The sequence below is a fragment of the Hymenobacter sp. HDW8 genome (assembly GCF_011305775.1).
Lineage (GTDB): Bacteria > Bacteroidota > Bacteroidia > Cytophagales > Hymenobacteraceae > Hymenobacter > Hymenobacter radiodurans.
On record NZ_CP049907.1, the window covers coordinates 1,687,930 to 1,711,792 of the forward strand.

General features: G+C 51.3%; 19 protein-coding genes. 8 read left to right on the forward strand and 11 right to left on the reverse strand.

The features are described 5' to 3' along the window. The first annotated feature begins 115 nt into the window (after positions 1-115). From G7064_RS06985 to G7064_RS07015, 8 genes are all read left to right on the forward strand, one after another. A complete protein-coding gene (locus tag G7064_RS06985) occupies positions 116-1,069 on the forward strand; it encodes a stage II sporulation protein M (protein ID WP_166073027.1) in 954 nt (317 codons plus the stop codon). A gap of 19 nt (positions 1,070-1,088) precedes the next feature. Then, positions 1,089-2,099, forward strand: coding sequence for a hypothetical protein (locus G7064_RS06990; RefSeq protein WP_166073028.1), 1,011 nt, complete (start codon positions 1,089-1,091; stop codon positions 2,097-2,099). Between the two features lie 53 nt (positions 2,100-2,152). Continuing rightward, positions 2,153-2,878, forward strand: a complete 726-nt coding sequence (locus tag G7064_RS06995) for a DUF4129 domain-containing protein (RefSeq protein WP_166073029.1) — start codon at positions 2,153-2,155, stop codon at positions 2,876-2,878. Continuing rightward, entirely contained in the window at positions 2,875-4,149 is a 1,275-nt protein-coding gene (locus G7064_RS07000; RefSeq protein WP_166073030.1) for a DUF4350 domain-containing protein, read from the forward strand. Before G7064_RS06995 ends, G7064_RS07000 begins: the two co-directional genes overlap by 4 nt. A 104-nt stretch (positions 4,150-4,253) precedes the next feature. Beyond that, positions 4,254-5,315, forward strand: a complete 1,062-nt coding sequence (locus tag G7064_RS07005) for an AAA family ATPase (protein ID WP_166073031.1) — start codon at positions 4,254-4,256, stop codon at positions 5,313-5,315. A gap of 50 nt (positions 5,316-5,365) precedes the next feature. Further along, positions 5,366-6,295 carry a DUF58 domain-containing protein gene (locus G7064_RS07010; protein WP_317172839.1) on the forward strand — a complete coding sequence of 310 codons (930 nt, stop codon included), beginning with the start codon at positions 5,366-5,368 and terminating at the stop codon, positions 6,293-6,295. Then, positions 6,292-6,714 carry a hypothetical protein gene (locus G7064_RS23005; RefSeq protein WP_317172840.1) on the forward strand — a complete coding sequence of 141 codons (423 nt, stop codon included), beginning with the start codon at positions 6,292-6,294 and terminating at the stop codon, positions 6,712-6,714. The genes G7064_RS07010 and G7064_RS23005 overlap by 4 nt, the downstream gene beginning before the upstream one ends. 200 nt (positions 6,715-6,914) lie before the next feature. Continuing rightward, entirely contained in the window at positions 6,915-9,014 is a 2,100-nt protein-coding gene (locus G7064_RS07015) for a beta-N-acetylhexosaminidase (protein WP_166073032.1), read from the forward strand. Between the two features lie 6 nt (positions 9,015-9,020). Here G7064_RS07015 and G7064_RS07020 read toward each other — a convergent pair whose 3' ends face one another. The 11 genes from G7064_RS07020 to G7064_RS07070 all read right to left on the reverse strand — a co-directional run bounded on the left by G7064_RS07020 (position 9,021) and on the right by G7064_RS07070 (position 23,863). Beyond that, positions 9,021-12,572, reverse strand: coding sequence for a hypothetical protein (locus G7064_RS07020; protein ID WP_166073033.1), 3,552 nt, complete (start codon positions 12,570-12,572; stop codon positions 9,021-9,023). A gap of 126 nt (positions 12,573-12,698) precedes the next feature. Then, positions 12,699-16,424: a sensor histidine kinase gene (locus G7064_RS07025; RefSeq protein WP_166073034.1), complete on the reverse strand. Its 3,726-nt coding sequence runs from the start codon at positions 16,422-16,424 to the stop codon at positions 12,699-12,701. A 118-nt stretch (positions 16,425-16,542) separates the two neighbouring features. Further along, positions 16,543-16,794, reverse strand: a complete 252-nt coding sequence (locus tag G7064_RS07030) for a hypothetical protein (protein WP_166073035.1) — start codon at positions 16,792-16,794, stop codon at positions 16,543-16,545. Positions 16,795-16,834: 40 nt separating this feature from the next. Then, the gene (locus G7064_RS07035; protein ID WP_166073036.1) at positions 16,835-17,392 is read right to left on the reverse strand and encodes a DUF420 domain-containing protein; all 558 of its coding nucleotides are present in this window, start codon (positions 17,390-17,392) and stop codon (positions 16,835-16,837) included. Further along, on the reverse strand, positions 17,364-18,041 hold the full coding sequence (locus tag G7064_RS07040; RefSeq protein ID WP_166073037.1) for an SCO family protein: 678 nt from the start codon (positions 18,039-18,041) through the stop codon (positions 17,364-17,366). The genes G7064_RS07035 and G7064_RS07040 overlap by 29 nt, the downstream gene beginning before the upstream one ends. Before the next feature lie 3 nt (positions 18,042-18,044). Continuing rightward, positions 18,045-18,386 carry a cytochrome C oxidase subunit IV family protein gene (locus G7064_RS07045; RefSeq protein WP_133271976.1) on the reverse strand — a complete coding sequence of 114 codons (342 nt, stop codon included), beginning with the start codon at positions 18,384-18,386 and terminating at the stop codon, positions 18,045-18,047. Between the two features lie 82 nt (positions 18,387-18,468). Beyond that, positions 18,469-19,242: a cytochrome c oxidase subunit 3 gene (locus G7064_RS07050; protein ID WP_133271975.1), complete on the reverse strand. Its 774-nt coding sequence runs from the start codon at positions 19,240-19,242 to the stop codon at positions 18,469-18,471. A 21-nt stretch (positions 19,243-19,263) separates the two neighbouring features. Then, positions 19,264-19,851, reverse strand: a complete 588-nt coding sequence (locus tag G7064_RS07055) for a heme-copper oxidase subunit III (protein WP_166073038.1) — start codon at positions 19,849-19,851, stop codon at positions 19,264-19,266. 12 nt (positions 19,852-19,863) lie between these two features. Then, positions 19,864-20,715, reverse strand: a complete 852-nt coding sequence (cyoE, locus tag G7064_RS07060) for a heme o synthase (RefSeq protein ID WP_166073039.1) — start codon at positions 20,713-20,715, stop codon at positions 19,864-19,866. A gap of 52 nt (positions 20,716-20,767) precedes the next feature. After that, positions 20,768-21,844 (reverse strand): COX15/CtaA family protein, encoded by a 1,077-nt coding sequence (locus G7064_RS07065; protein WP_166073040.1) that lies wholly within the window; start codon positions 21,842-21,844, stop codon positions 20,768-20,770. A gap of 162 nt (positions 21,845-22,006) precedes the next feature. Further along, positions 22,007-23,863 (reverse strand): cbb3-type cytochrome c oxidase subunit I, encoded by a 1,857-nt coding sequence (locus tag G7064_RS07070; protein ID WP_240935794.1) that lies wholly within the window; start codon positions 23,861-23,863, stop codon positions 22,007-22,009.

Below are 23,863 nucleotides of genomic sequence, written 5' to 3' on the forward strand. Positions count from 1 at the left end.
AGGTACCGTGCGTACGGCCCGCTGATGATAATCAATATATTTGCCAGAGTGCCCGCTGCCGAGTGTTGCTGCTTTCCACTATTCTCAATTTCTCCTTAGCTGCCCTATAACCAGTATGCGTGAAGCGGTTTTTTTGCGGCAAAATACTCAGAAGTGGCAGCGCTATACCAATCAGCCTACCACCGATCCGGATGAGTTGGCGGCGCGCTTCATTGAACTCACCGACGATCTATCGTACGCGCGTACCTTCTACCCCGATTCTACCACCACGCAGTACCTGAATGAGCTGACTGGCAAGCTACACCAGGCGTTATACAAAAACAAAAAGGAGAATACAGGTCGTTTTGGGCGGTTTTGGCGCTTTGAGTTACCCTTGCTAGTGGCTCGCTCGCATCGGCCGCTACTCTGGGCCCTTGCTTTCTTTTGCCTGTCGGCGGCTATCGGCACCTTGTCGGCAGCTTATGACGACACATTTGTGCGCTTAATTCTGGGGGATCAGTACGTGAACCAGACCCTCAACAACATCCGCCGGGGCGACCCAATGGCTGTGTACAAGAGTATGGGCCAAACCGAGATGTTTTTGATGATTACCAGCAATAATATTTTCGTGGCCCTACGCACTTTCGCCATGGGCGCACTACTATCCTTCGGTACGGCCTGGTCTCTGTTCACGAATGGTATAATGCTGGGCGCTTTCCAATACTTCTTTTTTGCCCAGGGCGTCGGCGCGCAGTCGGTGCTCACCATCTGGATTCACGGCACCCTGGAAATCTCGGCCATTGTGCTGGCTGGTGGGGCGGGCTTCGTGATGGGCAACAGCCTGTTGTTTCCGGGTACCTACTCGCGCGCTGATTCCTTCCGACGGGGTGCCCGCGACGGCCTAAAGCTGGCCCTGGGCCTGGTCCCCATTTTTGTAGTGGCCGGCTTTTTGGAAAGCTTTGTAACCCGCCACACCGAGATGCCATTGGCGCTAAGCCTGCTTATCATTGGAGGTTCATTAACCTTTATTCTGGGCTACTTCGTGGTGTATCCGTGGTGGCTGCACCGGCGTACTGGCCGCGTTATCTAATGCTATACTCTTCTCTACTATGCCCCGTCTTGCCTTTACTCAACCAGCCGACTTCCTGAAAGAGCGCGATTTCGGCCAAAAAATCGAAGCATCTTTTGACTTCGTCCGCGCCCATTTTCGCCCCTTTGGTAAGTGCATGCTGTATATCGTGCTACCTGCGGCCTTGCTTACCGGCATTGGCACGGGGCTGATGCAATCACGCTTGCAGCTGTATATGCAGCAGGTAAAAACTGCTGCTAGAACTGGGAACGCGTCTATGGCCCCACTAGTAGACTTTATAGGTAGCCCGGAGTATGTATTGGCTATTCTAGGCAGCCTTTTAACTTTCATGCTGCTTATTCTGACTACTTACGGCTACATGACACTTACCTTGTCGAAAGCTGATTCAGCTGCTGACATCGAAGTGGCAGATGTATGGGCGCTCGTGCGCCGACGATTCTTTGGTACACTGCTCGCTACGCTTGGCCTGGCGGTAGTGATGATAGCCGCGACTTTGCCGATTCTAGGGGTATTCGGATTATTATCCGTATTGGGGTCGATGGCGGGGTTGCTTTTGCCTGTAGCCTACATAGCTACATTTTATGTAATGGTTAGCTTAAGCCTGTTTCACATTATTTGGGTGCGAGAGGAGCTCGGTTTTTTTGCCACGTTGCGCCGGTGCTTCTACCTTGTATGGGGTAAATGGTGGTCTACGTTTGGGCTGATTATGGTCATGCTCCTGATTATTGGAATGATGGCTATCGTATTTTTCATTCCCCAATCGTTCCTCAACATAACGTCTATTATCACACCGGACGCTGCATCCCCCAATGCGCTGCTCGTGGTGGCCGTAAACACGATGAGTTCAATGGCCCTGATGATGCTTTACCCGTTGCTATTTCTGGCTATTGCTTTTCAGTATTTCAACTTAGTAGAGCGCAAAGAAGGTGAAGGGCTACATAGACTGGTGGGCCGCATCGGACAGCCAGCCGTCGTAGATCAGCCCGTAGCCGCCGCCCGTTACCGCGCCGAAGAAGAAGGCGAGTATTAACGCTGGGGGGCAAATTTCACTGATTTTCAGCACCCTTATTTCACTTCTGCTCCTTGTCGCTCCGGGCTATCTTTTTGCTGTTGAGTTTGTTGGTGCTGCGGCCACTACTGGCAACCCCGCGCGCCCTTCAGCCAGTAGATTCCGCTGTTAGTGGTGTGCAGGTACGGCGGCCAGCTCCGGCGCGCTTGCAAGCACTACGGCAGCAGCGTGAGCTACAGTATGAGGAAGAAGCACCCGTTGTCGATACCAGCCAATCGCTATGGCGGCGCTTTCTGCGTTGGATAAGCAATTGGTACCAAACACCTGCTTATAAAAACGGCTGGCGCTATATCATCTACGGCGGCTTTTTAGCAGCGTTTGTGTTCATTGTGCTACGCCTGTTGCAGGTCGATCTTACGGGCGCATTCGGCCGGGCACCCCGTCGGGCTATCCTTACCTACATGGCGGAGGCCGACGATATTTACGCACCCGACTTCATGGCCCGGCTGGTGGCCGCTGAAGAAGCGGGTAATTACCGCCTGGCTGTGCGCCTAGGTTTTCTAAGCGTACTGAAGCAGCTTACCGACCTTGGCCTGCTTGACTGGCGACCGGAGAAAACCAACGCAGATTACATCGCAGAAATGCCCCCCAACGCCTTACGGCCCGCTTTCATTACGGTGGCCAGGCAGTTTGAGTACGCATGGTATGGGGAATGGGAGTTAAGCCCGGCCCAGTACGCCGAGGTGCGCGCCGCCCAGGTAGGCCTGATTACGAAAGTACCTCAGACTGTCGTCCGATGAAGAATCGTCAATTTCAACTGTACCTGCTGGGGCTTCTAGTTCTGTTTGGCATATACATAGCCGTCGATTATTACCGGCCAAAGCCAGCAGACCGCACCCAGACGTTCATTAACCGCGACAAGATTCCTTACGGCACCTACGCCCTCTACGACTTATTGCCCGACCTGCTACGCGACTCCGTGCAGACGGTGCGAGAACCCATATTTAACCAGCTAACTGCTTGGAAAGAAAAGCAGTCTGACAGGAATTCGGGGAAGGCAAATGCCAGCAGGGCAGCAGTTTCATACGTGTTCATTCAGCCTACTTTTCGCCTCGATTCATTGGATGCGCACGCGCTCCTGCGCTTTGTGGCTCAGGGCAATGATGTCTTTATTGCGGCCGAGGAATTTGACCGCGACCTACGCGACACCCTGCACTTCGACACGGCCGAAGCCCTCAGCTTTCGCCCACGCTTCAGGACAGGCAGCCAATCTGACTCTATTGCTGTTCGGCCCGACTCCGTGACGTTGCGCTTTCAAACGCTGGGCTTAGCACCACTTCGTCGGTTTCGCTACCCTGCTACCTTGGCGGCTACGCGGTTTGTAACCGATAGTCTGCCGCCTGGAGCAACCGTGCTGGCTAGTGATGAGCGGCGGCGCCCGGTACTGGTACGCGTTGCGCATGGTGGGGGGCATTTTTACCTGTGTTCGGTGCCCATTGCGTTTACCAACGTCTTTGTACTTCGCCCTCAAACCAGCGATTTCGCCTTTGCCAGCCTCTCCCATCTGCCCGCCGACCGACCGGCCTGGTGGGACGAATATCAGAAGCAGGGCCGCTTAGGGGGCAAATCCTTACTAGGGGTGCTGCTCCGCTATCCGGCGTTGCGCGCGGCCTTTTACCTGACGTGTATAGGTAGTTTGTTGTTTATCTTTTTTGAGGCTAAGCGCCGCCAACGCATTATTCCCATCCTCAAGCCTTTGCCCAATACGACGCTGCTTTTCACTCGCACAGTAGCGGCGCTTTACCGTCAGGGCAATGACCACACCCAACTGGCAGACAAGAAGATAAACTTGTTTTTGGAATACCTGCGCACCCGCTTTCACGAGCCCGAGCTTGACCTCAACGATGAGCATTTCAGGGACCGACTAGCTCATAAGTCTGGGGTGACGCGCGAGGGTATCGACAAGCTACTGCGCCTGATTAACTTTACTCGAACCGCGCCACAAGTATCAGATCAGCAGTTACTTCAACTGAGTCATGCCATTAGCGAGTTTCGGCGCATGAGCCGATAGTTATGTTGTGAGTTACCAACAAATCAAGGTATATAACCATCTAATCGCGCAGGAGCTTATCGTGTTAAAAGCTTAGCCGCTACATATTCTTCCCAAATCCTTTCATGGAATCAGAATCGTTCTCCCCGACCTCTAGTGCCGCTTCGGCTCCAGCAGAAAATTTGCCCCCCACTACCCTCCCAGCGGTTGAGCCAAACCCAGTATTTGCCCCCCGCAGCGACTTCAGTCATTTGAGCAACAGCGCTGAGGCTGTCCGCCGGGAGTTGGGTAAGGTTATCGTGGGGCAAGAGGCGGTGGTAGAGTTGCTGCTCACTGCCTTACTGGCTGATGGCCATGTTCTGCTGGAAGGCATGCCCGGTGTAGCCAAAACGCTCACCGCCAAGCTACTGGCCCGCACCCTCGATGTGCCTTTCAGCCGCCTGCAGTTTACGCCCGATCTGATGCCTTCAGATGTGCTGGGCACTTCCGTTTTCCGCCCAAATAAGGCTGAATTCGAATTTCGTCCTGGTCCCATTTTCGCCAGCATTGTGCTCATTGACGAAATCAATCGTGCCCCAGCCAAGACGCAGGCGGCATTATTTGAGGTAATGGAAGAGCACCACATCACCCAAGACGGCGTCACGTATCCCATGCAGGAGCCGTTTCTGGTGTTAGCCACTCAAAACCCGATTGAGCAAGAAGGTACTTATCGTCTGCCGGAAGCCCAACTCGACCGTTTTCTGTTTAAAATCAGTGTTGATTATCCTAATCTGGAGCAGGAAATAGCCATTCTGCAGGGCCATCACGCCGGATTTGGTGGCGCACCATTGGAAGCGGTTCAGCCAGTACTTTCCGCCGCCGATATTGCGCAGTTGCGTCGGCAGGTTCGTCAGCAGCATGTGGAGCCGAAGCTTCTTGACTACATCGCTCGCCTCGTCGGCCAGACCCGCGCGCACAAAGCCCTGTACCTGGGCGCTTCACCTCGCGCTTCGCTGGCCCTGCTCAACGGTGCTAAAGCCTTAGCGGCCCTGCGTGGCCGCGACTTCGTAACGCCCGAGGATGTACAGTTTCTGGCAGCTCCTGTTTTGCGCCATCGGATTCAGCTCACCCCCGAGCGCGAGATGGAAGGCGGCACCCCGGATGAAGTTGTGAAACAGATTATGCAGCAGATTGAAGTACCACGGTAGATGCAGGAGGCTTAGATCTACCAGGTAAACTTTTGAACGACCCTACTTAGTTGAAAACGCTTTTTCTCAGCCGGCGCTTCTTTCTAGCCCTCGCACTTACCGTGATCGGGTTTGTCGTAGCGTTTTTCCTGCCAGTGCTACTACTTCCAACCCAAGCAGTATTGGCCATCCTTACGGCCCTGACGCTGCTAGATGGTTTGTTACTATATGCGCCGGGCACTTTGGGCGCCGGGCACGTATTTGGGCGGCGGGTAATTGGTAGTAAGCTGGCCAACGGCAGCGATAACGAAGTAGCCATCTATCTCGAAAATCATTACCGCTTCACCATCCGCACAGAGGTGATCGATGAAATTCCGCATCAGTTTCAGCGCCGCGATGTGCTGTTTCAGTTGAAGCTTCAATCGGGCGAAACGCAGGTCATTCGCTACCAGTTGCGGCCAGTAAAGCGCGGCGAATACCACTTCGGTGTCGTCAATGTGTTTGCAGCTTCGCCAGTGGGGTTGGTTCGGCGGCGGTTTCGGTATGAGCAAGACCAAGTGGTACCGGTATATCCGTCGTTTTTGCAGATGCGGCAGTACGAGCTGCTGGCCCTGAGCAATCGGCTCAGCGAAGTAGGCGTCAAGCGTATTCGACGCGTGGGCCACAGCCTGGAGTTTGAACAAATACGTCCCTACGTGCCCGGCGACGATCCACGCAGCATCAACTGGAAGGCTTCCGCCCGGCGAGCGAGCGGCGGCGTAGACACACTAGTAGTCAACCACTTTCAGGATGAGCGCGCTCAGCAGGTGTATTGCCTGATCGATAAAGGTCGGGTGATGCGCATGCCATTCGATGGCCTGAGCCTACTCGATTATGCCATCAATGCCACGCTGGTGGTGAGCAATATTGCTATGCTCAAGCACGACAAAGCGGGCCTTGTCACTTTCTCCGATAGCATAGGCGCTATTGTGCCCGCCGACCGCCGTGGGGGCATTTATTGAAGCTACTGGAGGTACTATATAAGCAGCGCACGAAGTACTTAGAAACGGATTTCGAGCTGCTGTATACCAACGTCAAAACCCGTATCCGGCAGCGTAGTCTGCTACTACTGTTTACCAACTTTGAAACACTCAGCGGTTTGCAGCGTCAGTTGCCCTACCTGCGGCGCTTGGCCAAAGACCATTTGCTACTGGTCATTTTCTTCGAAAACACCGAGCTTCGGCAGTTTCTCGACACGCCTGCCGCCACTACTGAAGATGTCTATAACCAAACTATTGCGGAAAAATTTGCCCAAGAAAAACGTCAGATTGTACGCGAGTTGCAGCGCTACGGGATTCACGCTCTCCTTACCCCGCCCGAAAAATTAACGGTGAATACATTAAACCGCTACCTAGAATTTAAAGCGCGCGGGCTGATTTAGAAATCTTTACCTCCTGTCGTGTTTTAGATAAAGGCTCAACCTTACTTCTAACCGTTGGACGACAGGAGCCGCGCGCCAACAACAAATTCAGCAGTGAGGCAGGCGCGAATACATGTCTCTGCGATGGTCTAAAGTCGGAGCTTGATGGGGCGGGATAAAATAACCTGGTATTTTTAGCGCACATCCGCTCCAGCTTTGGTATGCCTCGTCCCTTCTATTTGCCTTCCGCTTTCCTTATCTGTTTCTTCCTGTTTTGTAGTTATAGCGGCTTCGCCCAGCCTTCGACGCAAACGCGCAACTTACTACCGGTGCCGGCCCAGGTAAAATGGGGCACAAGTCGTTTTGGGTTGAAAAATACGTGGCGTACGCAGCTTAATGCCCCTGCCGCGCCCGACTCTGCCGTGCGCGCAGCCGCGCAGCGTCTGAGCACCTGGCTGGTTCAGCAAACCGATGGCAAACGCCTAATTCCCGAGTTTACAACCTCTGGAGCCGCCGATCTTACCATACGCTACGGACGTGCGGGACGCGTGGAGGCCGGCGACGAGGAACGCTATAGCCTGCGGGTAACCCCGGCGGGAATCGCGCTGGATGCCCCTACCAGCTTAGGGGCTTTGCGGGGGCTGGAAACCTTGCGCCAACTGCTGACCAAGGAGAAAAAGAACTTCTATTTCTCCGAAGTAGATATCACCGATCAGCCCCGATTCGTTTGGCGGGGCTTGCTCATTGACGCGGCCCGCCACTTTATGCCGGTAGCCGTCATTAAGCGCAACCTAGATGGCATGGCGGCGGTGAAGCTCAACGTGTTGCACTGGCATTTATCAGATGATCAGGGCTTTCGGGTAGAAAGTAAGACATTGCCCCGTCTTCATGAAATAGGAAGCGAAGGACAATATTACACCCAAGCCCAGGTGCGCGACGTGCTAAGCTACGCTGCAGCGCGCGGTATTCGGGTTATCCCGGAGTTTGATATGCCTGGCCATGCGACTAGTTGGCTGGCCGCTTACCCCGTGCTGGCCAGCAACGACTCTATATATGGCGTGGCGCAACGCTGGGGAGTGCTCAACATCGCCATGGATCCGACCCGAGAAACGACCTACCAGCTTCTCGACACCTTAATTGGGGAAATGACGACGCTGTTTCCTGACCCGTATTTCCACATTGGCGGCGATGAAAACGACGGGCGGCAGTGGCGGCGCAATCCGCGCATCGTAGAGTTTATGAAGGAAAAAGGTTTCATGACCGCGAAAGGCCAGCCTGACAAACATGCCCTGCAAACCTACTTCAATCGTCGTATTCTGCAGATGGTAACAGCACGAGGCAAGAAGATGGTGGGTTGGGACGAAATCCTTGGGCCCGGTTTGCCCCCCAACGCCGTTATTCAAAGCTGGCGCGGCCGTAAAGGCCTCTATGAGGCCGCAAAAGCCGGTCACACCACTATCCTCTCTAATGGCTATTACATCGACTTAAACTACAGCGCCGCCTCGCATTACCTCAACGACCCGTTGCCGGCCGATGCACCGCTAACCGCCGTTGAAAAGCAGCGCATCCTGGGTGGGGAGGCTACGATGTGGGCGGAGTTTGCCGATTCGGTTATTGTCGATAGTCGTATCTGGCCACGCGCGGCGGCTATTGCCGAACGGCTTTGGTCACCGGCTACCGTGAAGGACGTGCCGGATATGTACCGCCGACTGGGGGGCATTTCTGCCCTGCTCGAAACATTGGGGCTGCAGCATCGGCGTGCGCCGGAGAAACTGCTAACGCAGTTGGCCGCTGGCCAAGAGGTAGCTCCGTTGCGCACCCTGGCCAGCGTATTGGAGCCGGTGAAGGAATATAAGCGGCACTTTCAGGGCATGAAGTACACAACCCTGACGCCCTTAAATCGGTTGGTAGATGCCGCACCCGCCGAATCGGACGCGGCTCGCGAGTTTGGCGTAGCGGTTGAAAATCTGCTGCGGCTACGCCAAAATGCCCCCCAGACATCTACTGCTCTCACTCCCGAAGGTAAAGTGGCCGCTGTGGCCGTCGCGACGCCGCTACGCCAATGGCAGCTGAACGACGCGCTCGTGCGCCCGTTGCTTCTTACTCAGCCCAGCCTGCAAGAGTATGCGCCGCTTTCGGCCCAACTTAGCAGCATTTCGGTGCTGGCGCTGGAGCGGCTGCGCCAAATGGAGAAGGGCGAAAAGCCCCCCGTTGCCTGGCAAAACGCAGCCCTCAAGCAACTCGACGTGGCGAAAGCGCCGGCCGGGCAGGCGGAGCTAGCTATGGTAGCCAGCGTTCGGAAGTTGATTGAGAGCAAATAAGCTATTCTAAAATAGCACGGATACTTGCATCCGACCCGTATGCACGGCACTCAGGCCATTGGGCTTGCGGCCGTCGTAGGCTGCGGTTACGTTCAGGCCGTTGCTCAGGCGTTGCTCCACGTTCAGGTTCCAAGTCAGATTGTTGCCGGGCCGCAGTGCATTCAGAATTTCCAGGGCTACTACCGACGCTTGATTTCCTTCAAAATCAATGCGCACATACCGTGTAGCCGCTGTGAGCGTGCGCTTACTCACTTGGCTCAGGCGCGTTTCTACTCCCAATTCGTCGAAAACGCCGCGCGTATTCTCATCAGGCCCGGCGAAGGTGTTGCGCTTATTGGCATGCAGATAGGTACCGGTAAAGCGCAAGGCAGGATTTGGCTGGTAGCTCAATTCGGGCGCTACTTCGTAGAGCAGTACCCGAAAGTTGCGGGTTTCGAGGTAGTTCGACGTGTTTTCCCGAATACTGCGAGTGGTGATCAGGCGACCCGTAAACGACTGGGCCAGCGTCCGCCGCAACAGCACTGACTGGCTGGCCAGATTGCGAATATCCGTGCCTTGGGTGAGCAGCGCCTTCTGCTGGGTTTGCTGCACTGTGAATTCAGCCCCAAAAATAGGATTGGACCGATTAAAGTACAGCGTATTGCGCAGCAGCTTATTCAACGAGAGCAAAAACTCATCTTCAGTTTGAAAGGCAAATGGATTGAGGCGAGAGCTAAGGTCGCGCTCGGTGGTGCGCCGATCCAACGATACCGTGCTGATGCTGGTGAACCGCGCTGCGAAACCACGAATGCCTGGCTGATCGCGCCATTGCCGGGGCAAGCTGCTAGTGAGCCGGTAGCTGAAGCGGTTGGTGAAGGCGATGATGTAGTCATCGGTGGGCAGAAATACCTTGATATGCGTGCGATACTGCGCGTCGGGCGTTTGGGCCTCAAAAAACTCTTCCTTGTCCTGCCGATTGTTAGCGTTAGCATCGCCCGCGTAAAAGTGAGTTCCCTGCCCATTCGGCACGGGCAGAAAAGAGTAGTCACGGCGTAATTCGCGGCCCGTGGCTACGCTGTAGCTTAGCTCCGAGCGCAGCATATTATCGAAGAAAGAAGCATTCCAGTCGAGCTTACCCAGCACGGTGCGTTGGCGGGCGCTGTCGCGGGCAGCGAGGTCGCGGTAGGTAAGCAGAACCGATAAATCCTGGTTTTTGCCCAAGCGACTCGCAAACATTCCTTGCCAAGTTTGGGCTCGGCCACGCGTGCGCAGCTCGTCATTGAGTGGCGCTTGGTCGCGGCGGTAAGTATAGTCGAGGCGAAAGCGCGTGGTAGCACTGTCGCGGCTTTGCACAAATACAGAGTGCTCATCGAAGTAATTGGCCGATGTGAGCGAAGTGCCATCGGGCAAGGATACCCGGTTTTTGTCGAAACGATAGGCGTAGCCCGGCACAATTGACCCCCGAACAAATCGAGCCGTTGCCTCGCCCCGCGCCCAGTTCGATTGGCGCGCTCCTGCCTCCGAATTCAACACAAAAAGCCCCCCACGCAGCTCTACGTCGCCAATTTGTTGGGCCGCATCCACCCAGTGCTGCAGACCGCTCACCTCGCCGGCCCGGTAGCGCCGACTTAGACGGTAGGAAAAAGCATTCTTCTCGTTCTTCACTAGGCCAGCCGAAAAGTTAAAGATGTTATCCTCGCGGGCGGGCCGAAAAGCCGCGTTGCCCTGCACCGTGCTGGCCGTGCTCCAGTTACGGTCAAACTCAATGTCGCGGTAACGGTCGATGGGCGCAAACTGCCGGCTGCTGTACTCGTAGTCCATCGTCGAGCGCAGATTGTATTGCTTGAACAATGGCAGATTCACCGGCTTATCCAGCACTGCATAGCCCACCCGAAAAGCCCGTCCTTGATCTGACTGCGGCGAGAATCGGTTTAAATCCAGCTCCGAGGAAGCTAAGTCCATAAACACGGTAGTGGTCGAATCGACGCGGTAGCTGGCGCCGGCCGTCACGAGCTGCTTTTGCAAAGGTGTGGGCAAGCGACGCTCTGCCCGGTAATTACCCTGCCCCGCTCCTACGTACTGAAATACGCGCCCATTTGCGTTAATATTATCTGCGCTGGTACTCAGAATGTAATCCCCTTCGCCTTGAGTTACATTCGTAAAACGCACATTGTACACGCCCCGCGTGGAGTCGGTACTGTACACAAATATGGGCACGGGCTCCTGGCCGGGCAGCGTCAGGACTTCGCGGCGATACTGTACTTGGCGTCGGTCGTAGGCAACTGAGTCGGCCCCGGGAGTGGTAGCTAAGCTCACGTTGTCGCCGATGTTGCGCAGCAGCTCACGGTCGGTTTCGTTTAGAATCAGGTTGGGTGAGTTGTCCGGATTATCCGACTCACGGTAGTAATTCAGATGCAAGCTCAGCTTGCCTAGCTCCTGATAATGACTCAGATCGAAAAGCGAGCGGGCATAATTGAAGTCAGAATACTCAAAATCAACCCGGATGCGCGAGTTGCGGGTAATGAGGTGCTGGGGCGAAAACGTAACCTCAGCCTGGTTGTAATCAATGATATAATCGAAATCGAAGCCTCGCGTCATCAGCCGGCCGTCGAGGTACACCCGCTCGGAATTAGCCAGAACCACGATAAACTGCTCGCCATTTGTGCCGCGCAATCGGTATGGCCCCTGTACGTTTTCCAGAGGCGGCAATTCGATAGAAGCGAACTTTCCTTTGGCAACACCGGCGGCAGCAGTAGTTACGCTGCGTTTACCGACACCCTGCGTCAGCTTTGCCTCCACAGCGGCGCCCTGCACGTTTTTGTAGAAGCGCAGAAAATAATCGGGGCGGTTGCGCAGCACGACATCACCGGCTGTCAGGCTCCAGCGCGGATGGGTAAGGGTGATATATAGTCGGTCGAATTCCTGTAGTTGCTGGGTATTGCCTTCGGGCTGAAACGGCACATTCTGGTCGGAAATAGCGGCCGTGAGGTTAATCTGATCGGTGAGTTTGCCCTCCAATTGCAGATTCAGGGCCGAGTTCACAAATACGTTCTGCGTATTACCAAAGGAAATACCCCGCGCCAAGCTACCCGTTTTGTTGATACCCGGCGTCGCCAGAATCTGCTCCTTCACCGCAAAATCATTGTAACCGAATGAGCGGGGGGCAAAATTAACGCTGTCGATGAGCGTGCGCGGGCGGCGAGCTACTGGGGCCGCCAACTGCAGCGGCAGCACCCGGTAACAGACCAGCACCGAATCGGGCCCAGTGGGCTGAAATATGATATCCGGCTGACCAGGATCAGGGGCCGGAAAACGCCGCGACGGCCGGATAATCCGATATTGATCGGTATTGGGATTGTAGCCAACGGAGCGCCCATTTGCCGTTACCGACGCCGGAACAATCGTCAGGGTATCTGGCAAGGAAAAGTCTGTCGTATCACGATTAGCCAGCAGGCGCACCCAACGGCACCGGCGTGTAGTAGGCGGGCCTATTTGCTGCGCTGCCACCATCTGAGCCAACAGCAAAAACGTGAGCAGCAGGCTGAAACGCGGAAGACTTTGCGTAAAGCTGCTACTCATGCTACGTATGTTTCAAGCGGGGGGCTTTTTTCAGCTTCACAACGTGCGAAGCCGCGAGATTCGTGCCGCTATGCTAGAATACAGCTAAGCAAGCGGATAAAAGATACGCGACACCATACTCAACTTTTACTCCGGTGCCAATGGCAGCTCAATACAGAACTGTGTGCCCACATTTTCCTCCGTCTCAAACCAAATTTGCCCCCCAGCGCTTTCAATTCCTCGCCGGGCCACGGCCAAGCCAATTCCCGACCCGGAAGTTTTGGTTGTAAAGTTGGGCACGAACACCTTCGCCTGCACATCCTCGGGAATACCGGCGCCATTATCGGCGATACAAATTACGATGCGGTCGGTTCCGCGAAGCTCCAGGCTGGCATTGATTTGCGGCTTTCTTCCCTCCGGCACCGATTGCATGGCGTTGATAAGCAAGTTGTTGAACGTGCGAACCAATAGGTTTTCGTCGGCAAAGACTACGTACCGTCCACTCTTCGCGTCAGCTGGCACTTTTAGTCGAATGCTGCCCTCTCCCACTCCACCTTTGTGTAGGCTCACGCAACGTCGTAAAATAGGCACTACATCCAGCCGTTCGGGCCGCATGGCGGGCAGGTTGGTGAAGGTAGAGAACGACGTAGCAATGTCGCTGAGCACATCGATTTGCGTGATGAGTGTTTGGGATATTTTACCAATCAACTCTTCCGTATTAGGGCGGCGCTCGGCAATGGCTTTCTGCAAATACTGGAGCGAAAGCTTCATGGGCGTCAGCGGATTCTTGATTTCATGGGCCACTTGGCGCGCCATTTCGCGCCACGCTGCTTCTTTTTCCTGAGTTGCCAGCTCCTGCTTACTTTCCTCCAGCTTCAGCAGCATCGTATTATACTCCCGCACCAGCAGCCCAATTTCATCCGACGACTCGTAGGCCAGCATCTCGTTTTGGCCCGTAAGCGTGGTTTGTTTGAGTTTCTCCGTAATGATCTTGAGGGGAGCTGTCAGGATTCGGGAGGCGACGAATGCCAGCACCAAAAAGATGATGAACATCACCGTGAAGATGTTCAGAATGGTAGAAATCAACTCGATAAGCTTATTATCAAGCTCTTTCTCGGAGTCAAAGAAGGGAATTCCAACGTAACCGACCACTACATCGGGGCGGCCGGGCCGCACCACCGCTCGCAGCGGCAGATACAGAGTATTAAAAGATAGGGAGCCAGCTGTTTCGGTAAGCAATACTTGCGGCTGTCCTTTTTCCGACAACTCAGCTACAGCTCGCGGGTGCATCAAGGTGCTCAGCAGCCCTGACTCAAAAATCAAGGGCTGGCTGCTCACTTGTAAGCTACCATCGGCGCCATACAGATTCAGATCGGTTTCGGTCAGATCTGACACGTTTTCGGCCAAATCAATCAGGGCGGTCCGGCCAGACGAATCAGCCAGTAGCGCCCGATTTTTCAGCAGATTTTCCTGCACCGTTTTGCCCCTTCGCTCATAGGTGCGTCGCAAATCTCGCTGGTACGACGAGGTCACCTGGCTAGCCGTCGCGATACTCACAATAAGGAGTGGAACGAGAATACCAAAGTTGAGAAACAGCTGAATCTTGGTGCTGAACGTGGTACGAAATACTTGGAAATACTGTCCCCGCGCCAGCATATAGCCCCCCAGCACCAGCAGACTAAAGAAAGTGTGCAGCAAAAACAGGAAGGAGAAGTTAGCCAACCAATCGTCGAAAGCATACGTGGCCGTTGTCACTACCACCATGCGATGCTGAGCACCCCGAACGGCCAGATGGTGGAAGCCATCAACTGATAACCCCACACTGTATAAGCGCGGATCTTGTCGCTGAGCCGGAGTAAGCTGGTTTACGTAATCAAAATCACCTTCCTTATAAACAAGACGTCCGTTTTCGTAACCGGCATAGCTTAAGTCGGAGCCGAGACCAGGCTGAAAAAACTTCTGATCGACCAACAGCTCAGGTACTACGCTATAGGCTGTCAGCTTTTTAAGTGAAAGCTCCAGCAGAACGGTACTTGTGCCTCCCGCGGAAGTCACGACCGGCACAAAAGCCACATAGCGCCGGGAGCTAAAGGAGTTGCTGTTATGAATCAGATACAGGTCGGGATGGTCCGTAGAAAGGGCCGTACGCAAAAGGCGCCGCCGGAGCTGAGGCAAATTTAGTGTCTCCTCATTACCGTCCAGCGAGCGGCCGGCCGGGTCAAAGAGCGTGACTACAATCTCATATTTATCGAAATAGTCACGCAAATAATACTTCACGATCTTCTGCCGCACTACATCCTGGTTGGCGAAGGGGCGCGCCAACATTGTCTGGATCAATGGGTCGGCGGCCATCTGGCGCGAACGCTCTGCTAGCAGGTACTCACCTTGCAAGTCATTATCCACCAACAAGTTGCTAGCAATCCGCTGCTTATTTATAACTAGCTGCCGATCAAAGTGCTCATACAAGGCCAAAGCTCCTACTACGGAGCTTACGCCCAGCATCAAGAAGATAAATAGGTACACTTGATATGGTACCACCGACGCTACTTGACGTAAGCCCGTCAGCCGCACGATGAAGAAGAAGAGCAACGTAAGTCCTAGCAGAATTCCGCTGGTCAGGCTGAAGGCCAGCCCCAAAGGCAGGATTGTAAGCGTAGTCAGCCCTAACAATATGATGCCTACACTGCGCGTAGCCGGTCGAACGGAGGCAATAAATAGCTGCGACAGCATGTAAAAACCGACCAAGTAGCTCCCAGTGTGCAGTATAATGGCTAGACATAGTAGCCCCTTGAATACCGACACGTCGATACTCTGGGTCACGTCGAGTACAAGCTGGGAGTTATTGAAGCTATTGGAGTAAAAGCTAAACAGTAGCTGTAATAAGCCATAAAAGCTCAAGACCGCCGCGGTGCCAATAATGAATAGCAAGTAAAAACGACGGATCTGCCGTACCCGGCGCACTATGCCGTAGCGTCGGAATAATAGCAGGGCGTAGTAAGACAATGCCACAAACAGGAAGGCATTGATTAGCAGGTCGCCTAGTGACGGCGAAAGCCACGAAGCAGCGTATAGGCGCGGATCAAACAGAGGAACTTCTACCAGCGAGAAGGGAAGCCCTAAAAACAGCAAAGCTGCTCGCATTGCCATGAGCGACAATACGACGGAGCCTACTCCGGCTAATACCTTGCCTGTGGAAAAGAAGCCAATAGCCAAGCGGAGCCAGCCCGCTAAGTATAACCCGAAACCCAACAGCAAAAACCCTACAGGCAGATATTTGCCCGTAACCGGATCGGGAGCAGAACTTTCAATGGAGAAGAGGTAGTCGCCCTCCTCAGAAAACAGGCGGGGTAATCGGGGGTTGTTGTTGACCACCAGCCGAACATTTGCCCCCCGAAACAAAGCTTGTTCAGCGCCCTCGCGCAGGTAGCGGTTACTGATTCCGTACCGCTTTTCCAGCGGGATATAGGTTAGGATAATATGCGAACCAACGGGGCGGCGCAGTACCAGGTATTGCCCAAACCGCATATCCACCAGCTTCTCACGGAAGTTCTGAACCACATTAGCGACCTCCGGCCGAATTGTATGATCAGACCAATATAGCAGCTTCTCGCCCTCAAATACGAAACACGGATACGTTGTTAAACCAACAAGGGAGTTGAAATTGAGAGTTTGTCCCTGTAAGCGCTCAGCAACTTCGTCAGCCTCGCGCTCTGCTGTGCGCTGCGCCTCAATAACTAGGTTTTGCAGACGCGTCGTTTCGGCGCGCAATAGTACTGCCGGCACTTGGCCATAGCGATTGCTCAGGTAAGCGGCCACAAAGCAAAGCGTGGCGGCCAGCAGCAAAACCAGTGGAGACGAACGGACTAACTTCAAAGGCAATTAGGATGCTGAAGCACTACAGATGAGAATAGGCTTTCAACAAAAATGCCGCCATTCGGCGGCATTTCCTATTCTATTAAAATCCCTGCTTTCTATCAGGACGTCAGTACTCTTACCCTTGTTTTTTTGCCTGGCTATGCCGATACCAGATAAATCCAACAACTCCCATCAGTACATAAGGCACTGTCATAAGCATCAAAATACCTTTGTTCAGGCCAGAAGCATCATATTCGTCTTTATTGCCTCGCGCCGACTCAACCTGCGTTTTGCACATTGAGCATTGAGCTTGTGTTGAAATGGGGGCGATACAAAGCAATAAGCTCAACAGAAAGGTAAACAAAACGGGAATAGCTGCCTTTTTCATACTATTTCAACACTTTCTTCAAGACAAAGTTTCTTTATTCTTAGGTATAGTAGGGCGAAATCATAAAGTATACGATGACACCCGTTACAGATACATAAAGCCAAACCGGAAATGCCCAACGAGCTATCTTACGGTGTTTGGTAAACTGCTCAGTCAGAGCAAAGTAAAGCGTAAATAACACAAGCCCTACCGTTACTACAGCTAAAGCAATGTGTGTCAGCAGCAAAAAGAAATATACGTACCGGATGCTGCCCTCACCTCCAAAACGAGTAGAATCAACCTGAGAGTGATACACTACATAGGAGAGCAGAAAAATGCCCCCCAGCGTGAATGCAGTAGCCATCATGGCCCGGTGACGTGCTACTTGCTTGTTCTTAATAAAGTAGAAGCCAAGTAGTAAACATATTGCCGTTAGTGAGTTTAACACGGCATTGAGAGCCGGCAAAAACTTTACTTCTGCACCTGGAACGCGGAATGTATTGGGGAAGTAATGCAGAACAGCAACCAGCAGGGGCACTACAGTTGCCAGAATCCCCAAGATGATTTTGTATTTCGTAAAATCACCCGGCTTAAGAGCGGGGTTCGTTGTTGTGGTCATAAGTGTAAAGCAACACGGTAATTTCGGTAATCAGGCGGTCAATTTCTCTCGCTTTCGTACCGTCATAAATGCCTCGTATCCGGTGGTTACGATCTACTAAGAACAGCTGCTGACTGTGCTGTATAGCTGATGGCTCCCCCTCCAGAACAGGAAGTCGGTACTCTTCCGTTAATAACCGGTTAAGTTGATTTTTGTCACCAGTCAGAAAGAACCATTTACCGGCTATAGCCCCGTATTGCTCCGCATACCGCTCCAACACAGGCACTGAATCCTGCATTGGATTTACGGTATAAGAAACTAGCCGAACCCTTGGCTCTAGGCGAAACTTCTCTTGTACACGCGTGAGTTGGCTGTACCGCTGTGCACAGTCTTGAGGGCAGGCTGTGTAAAAGAAGCTCGTTATATAAAGGCCATCTTTTAAATCTTTCTGGCCAATAACTCGCCCGGTTTGAGAGAAGAAGCTGTAATCCTTTAACTGATGAAAAACAGTATCGCGTTGCCACTTATCACCAACTAGTGTTGAATCAACACGATCAGGTAAATAAAATGGCAACGCGTAACGGTTTGTACCGAATGACTTAAGAAATAAAAAAGTCAGTACCGGTACCAAAAGAATGAGGCCCAGAAACAATGTTTGTTTAGGCCTCATTAATTACTTAAGAGCATTTTGAATCGACTCTCCTACATATGAGCCCTCGCTAACCAAGGCTACTAATAGCCAAATCAGGAGGCCCATAGGAATCAGGATAGTCCAGATTAGTCCTTTCGTTTCATGCTTCAAGTGCATGAATTCAGCCACAATAAAGAAGGCTTTGAAAATCGTAAGAATAATAAATATTGTATTACGCAGGGTACCCGGATCCATAAGGAATACGAATACGAACTCAAGTGCTGTAATACCTACAAGTACCCAGAATGTCTTCCAAATCCAACCCGTATTGGGCTTCGGGATCTCGCCTAGCTGTTGAGGCTGGTTGCTGCTATGTTGAGCCATAACTTTTGAAATTAGATCTTAACTCAAACGATTAAATGCAAGTATGCAGATCGTTCTTATGAGGAGTAGCGCTTTGAAGAAATTAAACGAGGTAGAAAAAAGTAAAGACGAACACCCATACTAAGTCTACAAAGTGCCAGTACAGACCGATTTTCTCTACCATCTCATAGTGGCCTCTTTTCTCGAAGGTGCCATTGGTAGTAGCAATGAATGACCAAATCAACAGGCAGATACCACTAAATACGTGGGTACCATGGAAACCAGTAATAAAGAAAAACAAGTCAGCGAAAAGTACTGGACCGTATTGGTTTCTTTGCAGGTTGGCCCCGAAGAAACGCGTGCCGTCTTCCATTAACGTACCTTCATCTGTTCCGGCAATAAAGTGAGACCATTCCCAAGCCTGGCAGCTTAAAAAGGTGGCACCAAACAAAATCGTCCATAGCAACCACTTCTGAACATCATTCTTATCCATACGATGGCCAGCCTCTACAGCTAATACCATTGTGACAGAGCTGAAAATGAGAATCATGGTCATGAGTGCCACGAATCCTAGAGGCAAATCTATGCCGTGAAGTCCAGGAAAAGCGTTAAAAACTTTATCTGGAATAGGCCAATAAGCCGTGGAAAACTCAAACGCCTCATTGGTACCGGTATAAGCCAAATGGCGATGACGCATCAGGCCATAAGTGGTCAGAAAGGCAGCAAACGTAAAGGCATCCGACAACAGGAAGAACCACATCATCAGCTTGCCATAGCTAGCCTTGAAAGGCTCATTGCCCCCATCCCAAGTGCCGGTGCGTGGCTGCTCCTGGGTAGATGGCGAGGATAGAGTCTGTGTCGTGGAGGTAGTGGCCATATAAAGCGGGTAAGGACGAAATCAGTGGTTCAAAAGTAGGAACAAATACAAGTACAACCAAAGCGCTCCTAAGAAGTGCCAGTAGATAGTTCCATTCGTAATAGCCAGCATTTGGCGAGAATGCACTTGATAGCGCAGACTCTTAACTACTACCAGTACGAGAAAAATAAGTCCAGTGATTAAATGAAATCCGTGAAGCCCCGTGAGTACATACATAAAGGAGCCTGATGGATTAGAATCAGCCCCACCAAAGTATACCCTATTGCTCACTAATTCGCTCCACACCTGCCACTGACCAATCAGAAAAAGCAACCCTAAAGTCAGGGTTACCAGCATTCCAATTTTAACCTGGCGCAGATTGTCTTTGCGGGCAGCAAACCAAGCCCATTGCATTGTGGCAGAGCTAATGGCAATAATAATTGTATTAAACAGCAGCCCAGTAGGTAGATCAAACTCTAGCCAGTTGCCCTCATCACGGCGCACAATATAGCCACTTGTTAAGCCCGCAAACATCATCAGAATACTAATAATGAGCAGAATGAGCAGTAACCGTAAGGGATGCAGGCCGGTGCCAGTCTCTTTATCGGTGAGCGTTTCAGAAGGATGCATACAGCAAAAGCATTATAATTTATCGAACACCAGCGCAATCTGAACAATTGGCAGGTACAAAAAAGACCCAAACATGATGTTCATCGCCGCCTTTTTGGAACAGGTGCGCATCAGGTAAAAAGTTTGCATGAGAAACAATACTCCGCACACCACCGAAATCATCGCTGATACCTTACCCGCCATTCCAAACTGAAGAGGCAATAGGCTTAGTGGAATGAGCAAAAGCGTGTAAGTCATAATTTGGAAAGCTGTGCGCAAATCTTTGCCCCCCGGAGTAGGTAGCATCTTGAATCCCGCTCGCTTATAGTCCTCATCTAGAACCCACGCAATGGCCCAAAAGTGCGGAAACTGCCACATAAACTGTATCCCGAACAATACCCAAGCCTCAACTCCTAATACACCTGTAGCGGCTACCCAGCCTATAAGAGGCGGCATACCACCTGGAATAGCTCCTACAAAAACACAGATTGGGGAGATAGTTTTGAGTGGGGTGTAAATGAAGCCGTACAGGATGAGAGACAATAGAGATAGAGCGGCGGTTAGCAGGTTGAAATAAGTAGCCAACAAGCCTAAACCTGCTAGTCCTAATACTATTGCGAACACCCAAGCTTCTGAAATACTCAGTACTCCTGTAGGTAAAGGCCGTTTAGCAGTACGCTTCATGAGCTTGTCTAAATCTCGCTCATGAATCTGATTTATGGTATTGGCCGACCCTGTTACGGCTAACCCGCCAAGCATTACTAGCAAGGCACGACTCCAGTCCAATTCGTGAACACCTAGTAGGTAGCCGATAGCACTGGAGAAGGCCACGGTGATTGAAAGCCGGAATTTGAGCAGCTGAAAATAAGCTTTGAGTTTCGTCATCAAGGATGGGTACAAAACACCCGTCTGAACTTTGTCAAACGGGGCCGCAAAGTTACGCAACAACATGCGGATAAGTGGCCTTCGCTACTGATTTAGCCATTCGATGATAGGCTACTAATGTCAGAAATTGCCCCCCAAACAATAACGTAGCTACCATAAGGTGTACAGGCTGTACAGCAGCGGGCAATGCGAAGTAAGCGAGTACAATACCAGCCAGGATTTCCAATCCTAAGAAACCAAGCACCGCAGTAGTTAAGGCATGCAACCGTTTGGATGGCAGCCGATACATATGATACGCAACGTATATATTCAATAGTAGGAGTACTACAGAGAATGTGCGATGCACCTTGAAAACGACCCCCAGTTGATCTATCCAGTTAGCACGGTTATCATAACTCATAGCTGAGGCTACTAAATCCACTTCTTCCCGCACTTGTGTACCCAATACTATTTGTATGAAAGTCAACAAAGTCACCGTCCACAGCCCAGCCGTTAGCATCGGTGAAAAAGGTATCATTTCGGTGTGTTCTGTGGCTTGTTGCGAGCGATCAACAGCGTAAATGAGCATAGCTACTATCACTAGTGCTAAGCCCATATGGATCGTTATCATTATTGGCAATAGGTTGGTAGATACAACCAATGACCCTAACCACCCTTGCACTCCTATCAGAATAAAGCTTCCGAAGGCAAGCCAAAAAACTGTCTTATCATGGTGCCTGTAAGGGAGTGCAAAAATCAAAGTCAGAAAAACAAATAATCCAATCAGTGCGCCTAATAACCTATTCAGATACTCAATCCATGTTTTAGTAACGTTAAAATCAGTTTCTATGTATTGGGTAGGGTGCGAGAATATGTCGCTGGCCACTTGCTTAAATCCGAACAAGTGTAGCGTAGCTGCCAATCGTTTGTTTTTGGCTACTCTCTGCGCAGTATACACTTGCTTATAGTCAGCAGGGAGTTGGCTGATATGAGTTGGTGGCACCCAAGAACCAAAGCACTTAGGCCAATCAGGGCACCCCATCCCTGACCCAGTGCTTCTTACTACTCCACCTACGAGAATAAGTAAGTAAACAGCAGCAACCGTAAGGATACCGATAAAGCGAAAGCGGCGCACGAAGGCAGGTTTCATTATGCTGAAGGATTGTCTGATTGTTATGTATACAACAAACAGAATTACTTTTCTACCCAAAAAAAGGGAAATTCAGGTCGGCCAGCCGATACTGAACTTCCCTTTTAATGAAAAATGGAGCTGCCGTAGTTACGGCAGCTCCATTTTTAAAATTCGGAATAACTACTCCGCCATTTCCCGCTCATTAGGCAAGTTGGATGATTGGGTTTGTGAGTATGGTACGTTCTGGGGAATGAAGTCCTTCTCAGCACCAGGTTTGCTATAATCGTACGGCCAACGATGTACGGCTGGAATAGCGCCAGGCCAGTTACCATGACCAGGATTAATAGGAGTGGTCCATTCCAATGTGTTCGAGTTCCATGGATTCTCAGTAGCACGACGACCACGCCAGATGCTATAGAAGAAGTTGAAGATGAAAATGAACTGACCAAGGAATGCAAATATGGCAGCGGCAGAAATAAATTTATTTAAATCAGCAAATTGGCTGAAGCTATCAAATCCGGTGAAGGCGTAATAACGACGAGGAAAACCAGCAATGCCAACATAGTGCATTGGCATGAACACCAAGTATACACCGATGAAGGTGAGCCAAAAGTGAACGTAACCCAGCTTTTCATCAAGCATACGTCCGAACATCTTTGGGAACCAATGATATACACCTGCAAACAATCCAAAGAACGCTGAGCTACCCATCACAAGGTGAAAGTGAGCTACTACGAAATATGTATTGTGCATCTGGATATCTAGAGCGGCATTGCCTAATACAATACCAGTCAGGCCGCCTGAGATAAACAGTGATACAAAGCCAATTGAAAATAGCATGGCTGTAGTAAAACGGATATTTCCACGCCACAAAGTAGCCAACCAGTTAAATACTTTAACTCCAGAAGGTACGGCAATGATCAGTGTAAGAAACATAAACACTGAACCTAAGAAGGGATTCATACCTGTCACGAACATATGGTGAGCCCATACGACGAAGGAAAGCAATGAAATACCCAATAGTGAACCAATCATTGCGCGATAGCCGAAGATTGGCTTACGTGAATTGGTAGCTAGAATTTCTGAAACCATACCCATTGCAGGCATGATAACAATATACACTTCAGGGTGTCCCAAGAACCAAAATAAATGCTGAAACAGGATAGGACTACCACCTGTATTGCTCAATGCTTGACCAGCTATGTATATGTCTGACAAAAAGAAACTAGTGCCAAACGAACGATCAAATATTAGCAGTAAAGCGGCAGAGAATAATACTGGAAAAGAAAGTAAGCCTAGAACAGCTGTCAAAAAGAACGACCAAATTGTAAGTGGCAATTTGGACATTGACATCCCACGTGTCCGGAGATTAATCACTGTTGTGATATAATTAACTCCACCCAGCAACTGAGATATGATGAATAGAGCCATACTCACTAGCCAAAGTGTCATTCCAGCTCCTGAACCTGGAATTGCCTGAGGTAATGCGCTCAGCGGAGGATAAATTGTCCAACCAGCTGAAGCAGGACCAGTTTCAAGAAAAATTGATACAAACATGATAATACTGGAGGCAAAGAAAAACCAGTATGAAAGCATGTTCATAAATCCTGAAGCCATATCGCGGGCTCCAACTTGTAGCGGGATTAAGAAATTGGAAAATGTTCCACTCAGTCCAGCTGTTAGCACAAAGAACACCATGATAGTGCCGTGCATTGTAACAAGAGCAAGATAGAACTCAGGATTAAGTTTACCCGCTTCAACCCATTTGCCCAATACAGGGGTCAACCATGACATAGTTGACTCAGGCCAACCTAACTGAATTCGGAAGAGGCTAGAAAGTGCACCTCCCAAAATGGCCCAAAAAATACCAGTAATGAGAAATTGCTTGGCAATTACTTTGTGGTCCTGACTAAAAACGTACTTGGTCAGGAAGCTTTGCTCGTGGTGCTCATCATGATGCAGGTGCTCATCGTGCTCAATATGAGGCACTGTGGGCGTTCCATGCACGGGAGCGTTGGTGGGAATATTAGCAGCCAT